This window comes from Oceanobacillus sp. NCCP-135 (assembly GCF_059698015.1).
Window position 1 is genome coordinate 156117 of the sequence record NZ_BAAKSZ010000002.1, and the last position, 15061, is coordinate 171177.

Genomic DNA, 15061 nt, shown 5'->3' on the forward strand with positions numbered 1-15061 from the left:
ACTTAAGCATACGAATGAAGACCGGCTAATATTAAGTTAACAGCTATTAAATTAAACATGATGATAGCAAATCCACCTGCAGCCAACCATGCAGTTTTTTCTCCATGCCATCCACGTGAAAGTCTTAAATGCAGGAAAGCTGCATAGAAGAACCAGGTTATTAATGCCCAAACCTCTTTCGGATCCCAGCCCCAGAAACGCCCCCAGGCTTCTTCTGCCCAGATAGACGCAAAGATTAATCCTCCTAATGTAAATACCGGAAATCCAATTGCAACAGCACGATATGCTACTTCATCCAATAAATCCGGTTTTGTCCCTTTTAACAATGGCTGAATTGCTGCACCAATTCGTTTTCTCAATAGTAATCTAAGTAACACATAAATGATTGAACCGGAAATAAATGACCAGATTAATGTATTAAATTTTCTGCCTGCATCAACACCATGCATCCATTCAGGTGTTTCAAACCATGGCTGCATTACGTCTTCCGTAATTAATGTACCATCTGCCGGAGCTGCAATAGCAGGCATTGTATATTCAGATGTAAGCACATTATTTCCTGATGGATATTCAAATGTTGCACTATAATTCATTACGTTAAAAACAGTTGTTGTAACAATGAAACCAACAAATAAAATTAATGAATATAAAATAATTTCCAACCAGGTAGTACGTTTACTTCTAACCGATTGATCAATTTGTCTAATCAAATAGATCAAACCAGCAACAAAGCTTATTGTCAAGATACCTTGCCCCAATGAAACCGTAGTCACATGTATATATAGCCAGTGACTTTGCAATGACGGCACTAATGGTGCAATATCAGTCGGAAACATGCTGGCATATGCAATAATAATCAGTGCCACAGGTAAAGCAAATAGACCTAATACACTTAATTTATAAATAAAATAAATAATAATAAACGCAAATACGATGGTCATTCCAAAAAAGGTCATAAATTCAAACAAGTTACCTACGGGAGCATGTCCGCTTGCAATCCATCTTGTTATAAAATAAACAATTTGTGCAATAAAACCAATAATGGTCAATGTGATCCCAATTTTTCCTGTTATTCCTTTATTGGACGCTTTTCTTTTTTTTCCAATCGTAGCCGAAAAGAATATTGTAGCAATCAAGTAGAGTACAAATGCTGTATAAAGCATTGTACTACTTAAACTAATCAAATCCATAAAAACCCTCCTAATTAATTCTGTTCATCCAGTTCCTGCTGATCATCCACCATTTTAATATTTGTATCTGAAATTGCCTTTTCAATATCCTTTTTAACACTGAACCAGTTTTTATTTGTGTGTGCAGCCAGTAATAACCCATTCTTTTTTGGACGAATCCAAATTCTTCTATGCTGCCAGTACATCCCTTGGATAACACCAATCATGAAAATTGCCGCTCCCAAGCCAAAAAATGGTAGGGAGTAATCTTTTCTAACACTTAATCCACTAACGTCATGCATTTCAAAATCGGTTATTCCTACTTTATATTGATTCTCACCAGTTGCATCAATATTTCTGCCTATCCCTAAAAAGCTTACTTCAGCGGTATCACTGTTAGGAGGATAAACTAACAGAACAAATGCAGGATTTCTTGGAAAATTAGTTTCAGATGCAGGCTCTCCATTATCAGCTAAATAATAATCCGGGTAGTATTGCCCTACTTCTACACGAAATCCGTTATCTAACTCATATTCTGCTTCGGGTGCTGTTAAATCAATTGTAAATTCATCCAAAGCTTCCTCATCAGTATCATCTGTTTCATGTATTTTAAAGGACATATTTGTAAATTCATTTAATTGATAACCTGATTGATAGACTGTATAACCATCAAATTTCACAGGATGATTCATCCGTATATCATCCTCGATTATTTTCTTGAGTTCAGGTTCTGCACCCGGAACTGAAGCTTCCTCTGCTTTATAAATAACTACATCCGTTTGGTAATTGCTTGCTACCATACCACCCTCTTGCGTTATCGCTTCACCAAATCGCTCGTCATTTTCATCGTAATTCTCGAGAATAAAGTCTTTATTCTCGATGTGATACTCGCCCTTTGTTCCGGGAATTACCATTTGCTGTCCTTCTCTTATCCAGATATACTCACTCATATAAAATAACGGTGTTGTTCGAAGTAATGCTGCTAGTAAAATGATAATCAGACCAATATGGTTTACATAAGGTCCCCACCTAGAAAACCGTCCCTTCTCAGCTAAAATATGGCCATCTTCATCTCTGACCTTGTAGTTTTGCTTTTTTAAACGGTCTTTTACTTTTTGTACCTCATTAGCTGATACGGTTTCGGTTTCACTGAATAAGCGCTGTCTGTTTAAAAATGTTTCATGGCGTTTTGCTTTTTGTTTTTTTAAAGCTTTGTATAATGGTACAAATCGGTCAAGACTGCAAATTACTAATGAAACCCCAATTAAGGCAATTAAGATCAAATACCACCAGGAACTATATAAATTATGAAATCCTAACTGGTAAAAAATAAGCCCAAATATACCATAACGCTCTTCATAAAAAATTGCAGGATCGCGTGATGTAGCATCTGCAGGTATGTACATTTCTTGTGGGAAGATAGATCCTATTGCTGATGCAATTAAAGCCAAAACAATTAACCAAACTCCCACTTTCACGGATGAAAAAAAACTCCATGTTTTATCAATTATCGATTTGTTATATGTTTGTGATCTTCGGGCAGTACCGTCATAGCGCATATTCAGGAGCTTTTTATTATCATTTCCATCAATATGCTGATTTCCCTCAATCGGTTTACCACAAGCTTCACAAAGAACTGTCCCTTCAGGATTAACATGTCCGCATTCACATTTTATTTTATTCATTAATATCCCTCACAATAATCGTAGGTTGCTATTTATTACTTCGGCAGTATATCCTGAAAATGCCCTTCCAGTCGTTCTAAAGTCAGTGCACCCTCTACTACGTCTTCAATTTCCCCAGCCGGATTAATAAAGAACGTACTAGGTATAGGTCCTATTTTGTATAAATCTTTTATTTCTCCTCTTTTGTCATGAGGAATAGGAAAAGTTAAATCGTATTTATCAATAAAACGATGCACAACTAATTCTGTTGTATCCAAACTAACTGCAACAATCTCAATTCCTTTTTCTTTATACTTAGGGTATAAGTCCTGCATGTATGGCATTTCTGCTTCACATGGTTTACACCAGGTACCCCAGAAATTAAGCATAACCCCCTTACCTTTTAAATCACTAAGCTGAATTGTTTCCAGCTCATTATTTTTACTGATTTGCTGTAACTTAAAATCAGGTGCAGGATCTCCGGCTCTGTAGATTGTATTATCCTTTTGCAGGTTGGAGACAACAGCAAATACAACTGCCACAAGCATTACTGCTAATATTATCGATCTAAAAATAAGTCGATTTCTCTTTTTGTTTTTTTTATTTTTTCGAGCTTGATCTAGACTCATATGGATCACTCCCAAAACCATTATACCATTTAAAACCATTGCTGAATTTGACTATTATTCAACAATTTTCATAGCCATATTACGCATTTGTTTTACTTCTTTTGGGGTTAATGGGCGATAGTTCCCTGGCTGAAGTCCATCCAACGTCAGTATTCCATATTTTTCCCGTTTCAATTTCTTTACCGGATAACCAAGTCCCTCCATCATCCTTCTTACCTGTTTGTTCTTTCCTTCATGTAACGTTAATTCGATTATCATCGTATTTTTTATTTTGTCAGTGGATAATATATTATATTTAACAGCTTTTAAAAGATCATTGTCAGCCTTTATACCTTTTTTCAATTGTTTTAATTCTACTTTTTCAGGTATTCCTTTAATTTTTGCGACATATATCTTTTCAATTTCGTGCTTTGGATGCATGAGCAAATTGGCGAATTCTCCATCATTTGTTAGTAATAGAATACCTGAAGTATCAAAGTCCAATCTTCCAATTGGAAAAACCCGCTCTGTTACATCACCTAAAAGTTCTGTAACAACCTTTCTGCCTTTATCATCTTTCACACTAGAAATCACCCCACGTGGCTTATAAAGCATGTAATAAACTGGAGCCTCTTTTTCTAAAGGTACCCCATTTACTTCAATCTTATCATTAGTTGACACTTTTATACCAAGCGTAGTAACTGTTTGCTCATTGACTTTCACTTTACCATCTATTATAAGCTGTTCAGCTTTTCTCCTTGACGTTACACCACTGTGTGCAATTACTTTTTGTAGTCTCTCCAACTTGTTAGTCATATTATCACCATGCTTTAAGTTATTTTTTCTTCCATAATAATAGCGCTAACTTTACGTTAACGCTAGTAAATAATCTTATCCAAATACAATAGTAACAACTATTATTGATGCTATTATACCAATTAGGTCTGCTAATAGTCCAACCTTTAATGCATAACCCATTTTCTTAATTCCAACAGCACCAAAATAGACGGTTAGAATGTATAATGTCGTATCGGTACTTCCCTGCATGGTAGAGGCTAATCTGCCAATAAAAGAGTCCGGTCCATTTGTATCAATTAATTCCGTGGTCATCCCGAGTGCCGCTGTACCTGAAATAGGTCTAACCAAGGCAAGTGGTATGATCTCGGGTGGTATTCCAATAAAGACGAGCAATGGAGTGATGAGATTTGTAAATGCCTCTAAAGCCCCTGAGCTTCTCAGTATGGAAATGGAAACAATCATTCCTACTAAAAAAGGAAGTAAAGTAAATGCCATTTTGACACCTTCTTTCCCTCCTTCTACAAACACCTCATAAGTTGAAACTTGCTTCCATGTTGCAATAACTAGTACTAGTAATAGAAAGCATGGTATCAACCATGTACTAATCGATGTAATAATCCCCATTTTTATTTCCTCCAAGTACTTTGGTAATAGAAAAAGCGGTCAAGTAAAATTGCACAAAACGAAGATATGACTGTAGCAATGATCGTTGTACCAACAATTTCTGTAGGAGAGACTGAATTATATTGCATGCGAATCGAAATGACCATTGTTGGAATTAGTGTTAAACTCGAAGTATTCAATGCCAAAAAAGTGATCATTGATCTTGAGGCAGTATCACTCTTACTTAACTGTTTCATCTGTTCCATTGCCTTGATTCCCATTGGAGTAGCAGCATTACCAAGACCAAATATATTTGCAGTGAAATTTGATAATATATATCCCATTGCCGGATGATCTTTTGGAATATCTGGAAAAAGTCTGCTGATAAAAGGCTTTAAGAATCTAGTGAGGACTCGTAATATTCCTGCTTTCTCCGCAACTCGCATAATCCCAAGCCAGAATACCAAAACACTAATTAAACCGATTGACAAAGTAACTGCTTCATTTGCACTTTTAAATACAGCTTCATTTACTTGATCCATCGTCCCATTAAACATGGCATATACAATACCGATAACAGCCATACCAGCCCATATGATATTCACCATGATTATTTAAACCCGATTATGTTTTTGTACATGGACAGAATCTGTGAAATAAGTCCATCCTTTTGTACAGATGGTGCATTGCTGTGAATGATCGTTTCTGCTATTGGATTGTTATCGAGATAAAAAATGGTCTTCCCAATGATATCTACTGAAGTAGTTACATTTTTTAATAAATATGATTTCATCTCCACTTTCATTAGTTCATTTTCTTTTAATGGGTATACAATATCACCTTGTATAAAGCCGGAAATGGAATTAGCTGAACCTTTAAGTTTGTATTTTCCTTCGCCTTTCTTAGCAATTGATTCCATATTGTAGGTATCAAACCCCCATTCAAACATATTAATATGATCTCTCCAATCATCAGGTGCGTTTAAAGTCACAGCAATAAGGTCCATTCCATTCTTACTGGCTGTAGAGACTAATGTTCTTCCGGTCTTTTTCGTATATCCCGTTTTTCCACCTGTACAACTGTCATAATATTGCGTTAGTAATTTATTTTTGTTTTGCCAGCTATAGGATCTGTTCTCAGATTTATAGGAAGGAGTTCCGGTTATTTTTCTGAAATCTTCATTTTCCATTGCGTAACGCATCAACAAAGCCATGTCATAGGCAGAAGAATAATGATTGTCCGAATCGAGTCCATGCGGATTTTCGAAACTGCTGTTAGTCATTCCAAGCCATCTTGCTTTCTCATTCATTAAATATACAAAGCCTTCTTCACTTCCTCCTATATGTTCACTAATAGCTACTGCAGCGTCATTGCCGGATCTGAGCAATATACCATATACAAGATCTTCAACCGTCATTTTTTCTCCTTGCTCCAGGTAGATGGATGATCCTTCTGTATAAATAGCTTTTCTGCTTATTATAGCTTTCTCTTTCATCTTGTCCGATTCAATTGCTATTAGTGCAGTCATAATTTTAGTAATGCTGGCAATCCATTCTGGTTCATATGCATCTTTTTCATATAATACCCTTCCTGTAGATTGTTCTATTAAAATAGCATTATGAGCTGATACTTTCGGGGTTGCTTGTCCAATTGCTGGATTCACCAAACTAAACAATAACAAGCTAATGATGAAAAAAATATATCTCATAACAGGTTTCCTCCCACAGTAAATATGTCTGTATATTTTATGCAGGATATATAGTGATATGAATACATTGTTGAAAAGCTCCTACAAAAGCTGGAGGAAACCATGCTGTTACATTAATACAGCTGCCATTTGACTTTTTCTGCTTTCGTATAGCGGTTATTTACATCCTCCCAATTAACTACATTCCACCAGTTATTAATATAATCTTTTTTATCTGTTTGATATTGTAAATAATAGGCATGTTCCCATACATCTAATACAAGTAATGGGATAACGTCAGCTTGTTGGAACAATTGATGTTTTTCAATTGATTGAATAGCAAGCCTGCCACTTCTTGGAGACCACACTAAAACAGCCCATCCGACCCCTTCAACAGAATTTGCTGCTTCACTAAAAAGTTCTTTAAATTTTTTCCATGAACCAAAGTCTTTTTTAATACGTTTTCTTAATTCACCAATCGGCTCTTTACTTGAATTTGGTGTCATATTACACCAGAAAATTGTATGCAAATAGTGTCCAGAACCATGGAAAGCCTGTTCTCTTAACCAATGTTTCATTAAGTTAATATCCTGCTTATTCCCATATAAAGCTTTTTCAGCTTTATTTAAACCATCTACATAGGATTTATGGTGTACATCATGATGCAGCCTCATAATTTCTTCGCTTATATAAGGTTCTAGAGCATTATATTTGTATGGCAATGGTGGTAGTTGATGGTTTCCATATGGAATACTTGACTGTCCTTGGATCTTTTGCATACTTTTCTTGGTTTTAATATCATCCAATATTCGTTCACCTTCAGCTTGTATTAAAGTTAATTCTTCATTTCCGAGCTTTTGATTTGAAGTCAGCTTATGATTGATTTGTTGCTGCCAACTATCAATTTGCTCGAATGTTCGATTCAATTCATCAGAAGAGACTACAGCACCTTTCAATTTACTTTTAATATGGTCTCCCCATACATTAAGACTTTCTAAATACCTTTGTTTTGTTTTATCCACATAATCACCCCGGTGTAGCATATGCCCACCATTAATCATATGTGTGCGAAGAAGCCTCATAGAGATTTATTTATAAATCACTATGAGGCTTCGCTTATCAATTACTTCTCGTATCCATTTTTGGATTAAATTGTTCAAAAAATAAATCAGCTTCCTGCTCAAGTTCAACTGTATCTGTATTATCCGGAAGTGGTGGTAATTCATCCAATGATGTTAAACCAAAATATGTTAAAAAATCTTTACTGGTACCAAACAGGATTGGTCTTCCTATACTTTCCCTTCTACCTCTTTCCTCAATTAAAAATCTCGATAGCAGTGTCTGGATAGGTCGATCACTTTTAACCCCTCTGATTTCATCAATTTCTGTTCTGGTTATCGGCTGCTTGTAGGCAATAATAGCCAATGTCTCCAGAGCGGCTTGCGACATTCTTGTGGTTTGAGGTGTTTCCAGTAATTTTCTATAATAATCGCTGTGTTCCGGCTTTGTTGTTAAGTGATAAGTCTGATGTGACTGCATGATCATTATCCCTCTATCTGAATGTTTGTAATCATACTTTAATTCATCTACTATAAGCTCGACGAAGGATTCGGTAGTCTCCAGTATTTTTGATAATTGTTTACATGTAATTCCTTCGTCGCCACTTGCAAACAAAAGGCCTTCTACTATTGCTTTTAATGCATTTACTTCCACATCTATTCCTCCACATTAAAAAACTGACTTATCGTTCATGGAATTCTTAAAAGTGTATTTTGCTTTCTTAGAAACTCTTATACCCTGGAATGCAAGCATTAATGGCGAAAGTACAAACCTGCACTTATACAAATTTCCTAAAAAACCTATCCTTTCGTAGCAGTATAAAACACAAACAGTTCACCAAAGTTCTTTTTTTGTTCACAAAAAACCTCGTTAGACTTCATTAATTCTAATAATGCCGTGAAAGTAACTACAATGCGTGATCGTGTTCTTGATGTAAATAATTGATCAAATGAAATACCCTGTTTTGATTTTTGCACAAGCTGCAGGATATCTCTCATTCTTTCTTCCATCGGAATTTCTGCTCTTTTGATTTTAGCATCAAGCGGCTCATGCCATTTTTTTCGGTCAATCATTTTACTTAAAGCCCCAAGCATATCATAAATAGAAATATCTCCCTGAATCATAGGTGTTTTTTTTGAAATGTAGTAATCAAATACTGCTGGAGGTCTAGTGTAAATCTGATTTGCATCCCATTCTTTATCTTTTAGTTTTTCTGCCGCATTTTTGAATTTCCGATATTCAATTAAACGCTCAATCAGTTCTTTTCTCGGATCTTCTTCGTATTCATCTATGTCCTCATCAATTTCTTGTTTAGGCAGTAACATTTGGCTCTTAATAGCTACAAGCGTTGCAGCCATTACAAGGTATTCACTTGCAACATTTAGCTCGAGTCTTTGCATTGTGTGAATATAATTCATATATTGCTCAGTAATTTGTGCTACAGGTATGTCATAAATATCAATCTCATATTGATTGATTAAATGCAGCAATAAATCAAGCGGACCTTCAAATGCCTCTAATTTTACTTGATATGCTTGATTCATCTTTATTTCTTCCTTTCAATAGTTATTCAAACTAGCTATGTACAGCTTCAGAATACATTTAGACAATGAAAATATTTAAAGCTTTGTCATAAACGCCTATACATCATAACTCTTGCCGTCATAAGTTATTAGCGTAAGATAAATGTTACCACACAACATTTATGTGAAGAAAACAAAGGAGGTTTTTTCTATGAGTGGTAATTATGGCGGAGGATTTGCGTTGATCGTAGTACTGTTCATTCTTTTAATTATCGTTGGTGCTGCTTGGATGTAAGACGTAGTACTATTTTATAATAGCTAAAGTCGCAAGCCGTAATTAGCTATTGATAGTAAGAAGAAAGCCAGCCTTTAGAAATGGGCTGGCTTTTCTATCATTCCTCTTGCATGTTAGTTTCATCACATTTAGTATAAAATTGCTGTGTTTCATCTGTAGCACAGACAGCGTATTTTTCTTGATAAAGCCTGTTTATTTCATTTACCATTTTTCGGCCAATCCCTTGATTACGGTGTGAAGGATTTACAGAAATATGCTGGATGACAGCATTAATTTCATTTTCAATTCTTAATCCTATCGCACCTAATACATCTTCATCTTTCCACAAATAAAGATGCCAATCTGAATTTGTTTCATATTCTTTTATTGTTTGCAGTAATTTTTTCACATCTTTTTTCTCTTCTGGCATAAAAGATAATAATCCCATGGCTATTTTTTCTAAATTCTTTTTATAACGAATTAACATAGATATCCCTCATTAACAAAATAACTTATAATCTGTGGTTAAAGTTTATATATATTTATGCATTTTTATCCCACTTTGTCAAATTATGAATCTAATTTGCTCTACCATGTAACTAGCATTAACAATATTCATATACATATACATCATACTACTATTAATTCTAAAATTTTAAAAGTTATTTTTAAATAATAATTTAAGAATTGTATATCCATCCGTTTTCTTTTCTTTTAATTTAAATGGGATAAGATTCACAACTGCTAGCCATAAGTTAAATAAGAAAAACACATACATATAACCATTCGGATACATGAAATAAGCTACATAAGACAAACAGGCAAATAAACAATTAGTAATTGGTCCTGAGATTGAAATCCATACAATTTCTAATGCCTTATATGGAACTTCCCTTTCACTCTTAGCTAATCCGCCTAAAAAGAAAATAGTATAAATGGTAACTTGAATTTTCCCCAGAAAAAACGTACATAATTTTGTTCCTAGACCAATTGATAATGTAATCTGATCGGCATTTACGGTGCGTGCCGCAATAGCATGACCTAATTCATGTAAAAAAACACTAAAAGGAGCTACTATCATAGTAAGGAATACTAGTAAATATATATCCATCAATTACTTCCTTAAATTTACTTGGATTAGACCCAAATTCATCTAATTACGCTGAAAACACCTTCATTTCTTTCATTACATCTCCATTATCCATTTCTTTTGCATGTTCAATACCTGATGTGACTTTCCCAAATACTGTATGAACACCATTTAAGTGGGGTTGCGGTTCATGAACAATAAAAAATTGACAGCTCCCTGTATCCTTTCCAGCATGTGCCATTGATAATGAACCTTCTACATGTTTATGGGGATTTCCATCTGTTTCACAGTTAATTGTATATCCAGCTGAACCAGTACCATTTCCTACTGGACATCCACCTTGACTAACAAATCCAGGAATTACTCGATGAAAAGTCAATCCATCATAGAAGTTTTCTTTTGCCAGTTTTTCAAAATTAGCTACAGTGTTCGGTGCTTCTTCAGGAAAAAGTTCAAACTCGATTTTATTACCATTTTCCATTAATATATAACCAGTTTTAGTCATTATTAGATTCCCTCCAGAGATTGATTTAAATCACTGTTTATTTTATCACTAAATTAATATATTTAAAAGAATTCATTGCTTAAGACCAATTATTCATAGAATAAATCATTTTTTACTATATCTTGATATGTCTCTCTTTTAACGACTAATTTATCCTTACCTTTTTCAACAAATACAACCGCTGCATTTGGAAAACGATTATAATGGTTAGCCATGGAATAACCATATGCGCCTGTAGAAAAAACTGCAAGAATATCACCGTTATCAACTTTTGGTACAGGCAGATCCCATATAAGCATATCTCCAGATTCACAGCATTTACCTGCTATTGAAACTTCATTTGTTACAGGTTCAATTGCTTTATTAGCTAACACCGCTTCGTATTCCGCTTGATATAAAGCCGGTCTTAAATTATCCGTCATTCCACCATCGACTGAAACGTATTTGCGAATCCCAGGTATATCTTTCGTGGAGCCGATTGTATACAGGGTTATACCTGCACTTCCAACGATTGATCTGCCTGGTTCTATCCAAATCTCTGGCATTGGTAAATTTAACTCTTTCACATGTTGTTGAACAGTCTGTACCAGAGCCTCTACATAGGATTGGTAAGGAATAGGAAAATCTTCTTTCGTATAACGAATACCAAATCCCCCTCCAAGGTTTAACACTTCTGGAGTATAGCCATATAAATTATTCCACTTCGAAATCTCTTTAAATAACACATTTGTTGCATGCACAAATCGATCTGTCTCAAAAATCTGTGATCCAATATGACAGTGTAATCCTCTAAAGCGAATCGATTTATGATTGTATAAACGTTTAAAGGCTTTATCGGCCTGTCCATTTTGAAGACTAAAACCAAATTTGGAATCTTCATTTCCAGTCATAATATATTGGTGTGTTTTTGATTTAATACCTGGTGTGACACGCATTAAAACATCTATTTCCTTATTTTGTTCTTCTAATATCCGAGATATAAGATCAATTTCATAAAAATTATCAACAACAATACAGCCTATTTCATGTTCGATTGCCATTGCTAATTCTTGAATGCTTTTATTATTACCATGTAAATGAATTCTTTCGTTAGGGACGCCTGCTTGTATAGCCGTGTACAGTTCACCTTCTGATACTACATCAAGACATAACCCTTCCTGCTTAATTACCTGCAACATGGCGATCGAAGAAAAAGCTTTACTAGCATATGCCACTTTGGCATTTACTCCTAAATCGTCGAAAGTATTTACAAAATTCCTGCAATTATTTCTAATTATGGAAACATCATATACATACAACGGAGTACCATATTTTTTAGCTAAAAAGATTGTATCTAGACCACCAATTTCTAAATGGCCCTGTTGGTTTACTTGAAATGGATGATTGTCTAATATCATGCCTACTTCCCCCGACTTTCTTCTAAAATATAAAATTATATTAGAACTTTATCATATTAAAGAAAAAAACAAAAGAGCTAACAATTAATTAGCTCTTTTGTGTTGGTTGGCGATAGTTATTTTTTGGATGGACAATGCTTGGTCTGGTATTTGTAAATGGAACTGGAATACGGAATATAATATGGAGCATAGCTTTTGCATTAAACGGTATAAATGGCCAAAGATATGGTGTTCTTATAGATCTCAACCTTACTAAATAGAGAATATGAAGCACAATGCCAATAATAAATCCGCTCAAGCCCCAAAACCAAGTAAATAATACCAATAATAAATTTATTAACTTATTTGCAACACTTACTTCATAACTAGGAGTTACATATGCTCCAATTGCACTGACAGATACATATAATATTACCTCTGGGGTAAACATACCTACGTCAATTGCTATTTGCCCTATCAATACAGCTGCAATTAGTCCCATAGCAGTAGAGAGCGGAGTTGGTGTATGAATTGCTGCCATTCGTAAAAACTCTATACCCAAACTAGCCGTGATTATTTGTATGGCTATCGGAATATTACCTTCTTCATTCGGACCTATAAATGATAATTCTTTAGGAAGCAAGGTCGGATCCAAAACGAATAACAACCATAATGGTAAAAGATACATAGATGCAATTACAGCTAAGAATCTAATCCACCTAACAAATGTTCCAATCGCAGGTGATTGCCGATATTCTTCTGCATGTTGTAAATGATGAAAAAATGTTGTGGGAAGAATAATTGCACTTGGAGATGTATCCACAATAATGATTACATGACCTTCCAATAAATGGCTTGCAGCTACATCCGGTCGTTCGGTATATCTTACTAATGGATATGGATTCCATTTTGAATCTATAATAAATTCCTCTAGTGTTTTATCTGCCATCGAAATCCCATCAATTTCGATAGCATTAATTTTCTTTTTTATTAAATTGACAAGTCCCTTATCGGCAACATCCTGAAGATAGGTAATACAGATATCTGTTTTAGAACGTTCGCCAACTTTTAACATCTCATTTCTCAGCCTAGCATCCCTTATTCTTCTTCTGGTTAAAGCAGAATTTTCAACGACATTTTCAGTATATCCGTCTCTCGAACCCCTAACCACTCGTTCTGTATCCGGTTCTTCAGGCGTTCTTCCAGGATAATTTCGGACGTCAATAACAAGAGCATATTTTTCTCCATGTATAAAGAGAACAATTAAACCTGACAACATTTGATCTACTGCTTCATCCATTGTTTTTATGGTTGTTACCTGTTGATGGACTAAACGATTTTCAATTATTTCAAAAAGTTTCTTTGCATTACTTTCCACATCATTGATGCTGATCAATTTACTTAATAGTTCAGCTATAATTAATGAATCACATAAACCAGTCACATAATAGATTTGTACATTTTTCTTAAGGAGAGTAATTTCCCTAAATCCGAGATCAAATGAAACTCCGACACCAATTCTTTCTTTCATATAGGCTTCGTTATCTTTTATAGTTGGAGATATTAAGCTTTTGTTGTCTTTCTGTTTCATTAATAACCATTCCACCTTTATTTTACGGAATTACCTAACAAATAATATCCACTGAAATAACGAGCCAGCAATCTTTCCAAACACGATTGCCATAAGCAACCATAGGATATGCTTGGCTATTCCCATCCGCTTATATAAAATCGGGAAAACATTCAACACTTCAGTCAATGCCGCAGCGAGCATGCCGTTAAATATTCCATGCAGCAAGCCCCAAAAAGCCAATAGTATCATTGGTTGATCCCAGGTTATATTTGTAAAGGATAAAAATGTTCCAAATAAGATACCCAAAATGACACATGCCGCATAAACTTTTATTAACTTTTGAGTTTTACTTAGTTGAACTAACCGAGGAATAATTCCTAAAACGGTTATAAACGCAACAAAACCAGCTCCAACAGCAAGACCACCTGATAATCCAATAATAATTTGTAATAAATTAATGAGGAGACTTTGTATCATTTAATTTATTTTCATAGTAGTTTATATAATTATCAAGATCCTGCTGGTAATTGAAAATCTCTACTTCCAATGGGCTTGGTTCTTCATTAAAGCGCTTATTAAACCAATGGTTAAAAAACAATAGCATTCCCATCCCCAGACCAATCGAATATGGAATTTGAATCCACAATGGGAATTCATTTTGTTTTCCTGTAAGTAAATAATGCAGTTTTTGTTGTACCTCCTGCATACTAACATCGTAGTGAAAATTCATTATCGTCATTGCTGCTCCAACAAACAATAATATCCAAATTGCTGATACTAGCAAAATAGAAGGTTCCTTTTTATTTGTCAGTATCCGTATAATCGTTTGTGTTGGTCCAATCAACTGTATTTCTATATCCTTGTATACTTTATTTAAATGATCTACGATTAAAAAACTGTCAATGATAACAATATTTTTATCCTTTTTCGTAATTCTGTAAATTGGCGTGTTTTCCATTTTTTTCTTACTACCTGCAGACGTCGATATATAAGCAATATGTTTTAACTGAACCTCTTGCATTGAGGATAATTCTATATTTTTTTTCATTCGCAAATAAATAATATCTCCCACGTATATATCATCCTCTTAGTTGTTGATTAAATTAGTGTTATTTTATTGTTATAATCATAG

Annotated in this window: 18 protein-coding genes; 1 reads left to right on the top strand and 17 read right to left on the bottom strand. The window is 34.5% G+C overall.

Translation table 11 applies throughout. The features are described from left to right. Positions 1-2: 2 nt before the first annotated feature. From ccsB to AC6HVZ_RS02545, 10 genes are all read right to left on the bottom strand, one after another. Positions 3-1190 (bottom strand): c-type cytochrome biogenesis protein CcsB, encoded by a 1188-nt coding sequence (ccsB, locus tag AC6HVZ_RS02500; protein ID WP_497556548.1) that lies wholly within the window; start codon positions 1188-1190, stop codon positions 3-5. Positions 1191-1204: 14 nt separating this feature from the next. After that, the gene (gene resB / locus AC6HVZ_RS02505) at positions 1205-2854 is read right to left on the bottom strand and encodes a cytochrome c biogenesis protein ResB (RefSeq protein ID WP_497556549.1); all 1650 of its coding nucleotides are present in this window, start codon (positions 2852-2854) and stop codon (positions 1205-1207) included. Between the two features lie 35 nt (positions 2855-2889). Next, positions 2890-3462: a thiol-disulfide oxidoreductase ResA gene (gene resA, locus AC6HVZ_RS02510; RefSeq protein WP_497556550.1), complete on the bottom strand. Its 573-nt coding sequence runs from the start codon at positions 3460-3462 to the stop codon at positions 2890-2892. Between the two features lie 54 nt (positions 3463-3516). After that, entirely contained in the window at positions 3517-4257 is a 741-nt protein-coding gene (locus AC6HVZ_RS02515) for a pseudouridine synthase (protein ID WP_497556551.1), read from the bottom strand. A gap of 75 nt (positions 4258-4332) precedes the next feature. Continuing rightward, entirely contained in the window at positions 4333-4863 is a 531-nt protein-coding gene (locus AC6HVZ_RS02520; RefSeq protein ID WP_497556552.1) for a spore maturation protein, read from the bottom strand. Between the two features lie 2 nt (positions 4864-4865). Then, on the bottom strand, positions 4866-5450 hold the full coding sequence (locus AC6HVZ_RS02525; protein ID WP_497556553.1) for a nucleoside recognition domain-containing protein: 585 nt from the start codon (positions 5448-5450) through the stop codon (positions 4866-4868). A gap of 2 nt (positions 5451-5452) precedes the next feature. Continuing rightward, positions 5453-6550 (bottom strand): D-alanyl-D-alanine carboxypeptidase family protein, encoded by a 1098-nt coding sequence (locus tag AC6HVZ_RS02530; RefSeq protein WP_497556554.1) that lies wholly within the window; start codon positions 6548-6550, stop codon positions 5453-5455. Positions 6551-6663: 113 nt separating this feature from the next. Continuing rightward, the gene (locus AC6HVZ_RS02535; RefSeq protein WP_497556555.1) at positions 6664-7551 is read right to left on the bottom strand and encodes a superoxide dismutase; all 888 of its coding nucleotides are present in this window, start codon (positions 7549-7551) and stop codon (positions 6664-6666) included. A gap of 97 nt (positions 7552-7648) precedes the next feature. Continuing rightward, positions 7649-8242 (bottom strand): SMC-Scp complex subunit ScpB, encoded by a 594-nt coding sequence (gene scpB, locus AC6HVZ_RS02540; protein ID WP_497556556.1) that lies wholly within the window; start codon positions 8240-8242, stop codon positions 7649-7651. A gap of 146 nt (positions 8243-8388) precedes the next feature. Next, positions 8389-9132, bottom strand: a complete 744-nt coding sequence (locus AC6HVZ_RS02545) for a segregation/condensation protein A (protein ID WP_497556557.1) — start codon at positions 9130-9132, stop codon at positions 8389-8391. 190 nt (positions 9133-9322) lie between these two features. Here AC6HVZ_RS02545 and AC6HVZ_RS02550 point away from each other — a divergent pair, with 190 nt between their 5' ends. Next, positions 9323-9406 carry a YjcZ family sporulation protein gene (locus AC6HVZ_RS02550; protein ID WP_077326775.1) on the top strand — a complete coding sequence of 28 codons (84 nt, stop codon included), beginning with the start codon at positions 9323-9325 and terminating at the stop codon, positions 9404-9406. Positions 9407-9503: 97 nt separating this feature from the next. Here the strand turns inward: AC6HVZ_RS02550 and AC6HVZ_RS02555 are convergent, their stop codons facing one another. The 7 genes from AC6HVZ_RS02555 to AC6HVZ_RS02585 all read right to left on the bottom strand — a co-directional run bounded on the left by AC6HVZ_RS02555 (position 9504) and on the right by AC6HVZ_RS02585 (position 15001). Beyond that, complete coding sequence (locus tag AC6HVZ_RS02555; RefSeq protein WP_497556558.1) at positions 9504-9872, bottom strand: GNAT family N-acetyltransferase; 369 nt, start codon at positions 9870-9872, stop codon at positions 9504-9506. Positions 9873-10040: 168 nt separating this feature from the next. Beyond that, positions 10041-10496, bottom strand: a complete 456-nt coding sequence (locus AC6HVZ_RS02560; protein WP_497556559.1) for a site-2 protease family protein — start codon at positions 10494-10496, stop codon at positions 10041-10043. Positions 10497-10542: 46 nt separating this feature from the next. Continuing rightward, a complete protein-coding gene (locus tag AC6HVZ_RS02565; RefSeq protein ID WP_497556560.1) occupies positions 10543-10980 on the bottom strand; it encodes a peptidylprolyl isomerase in 438 nt (145 codons plus the stop codon). An 89-nt stretch (positions 10981-11069) separates the two neighbouring features. Next, complete coding sequence (gene lysA, locus AC6HVZ_RS02570; RefSeq protein WP_497556561.1) at positions 11070-12377, bottom strand: diaminopimelate decarboxylase; 1308 nt, start codon at positions 12375-12377, stop codon at positions 11070-11072. An 88-nt stretch (positions 12378-12465) separates the two neighbouring features. Next, positions 12466-13947 carry a spore germination protein gene (locus AC6HVZ_RS02575; protein ID WP_497556562.1) on the bottom strand — a complete coding sequence of 494 codons (1482 nt, stop codon included), beginning with the start codon at positions 13945-13947 and terminating at the stop codon, positions 12466-12468. Positions 13948-13977: 30 nt separating this feature from the next. After that, the gene (locus AC6HVZ_RS02580) at positions 13978-14406 is read right to left on the bottom strand and encodes a stage V sporulation protein AB (protein WP_497556563.1); all 429 of its coding nucleotides are present in this window, start codon (positions 14404-14406) and stop codon (positions 13978-13980) included. Continuing rightward, on the bottom strand, positions 14384-15001 hold the full coding sequence (locus AC6HVZ_RS02585; protein ID WP_497556564.1) for a stage V sporulation protein AA: 618 nt from the start codon (positions 14999-15001) through the stop codon (positions 14384-14386). The genes AC6HVZ_RS02580 and AC6HVZ_RS02585 overlap by 23 nt, the downstream gene beginning before the upstream one ends. Positions 15002-15061 lie beyond the last annotated feature (60 nt).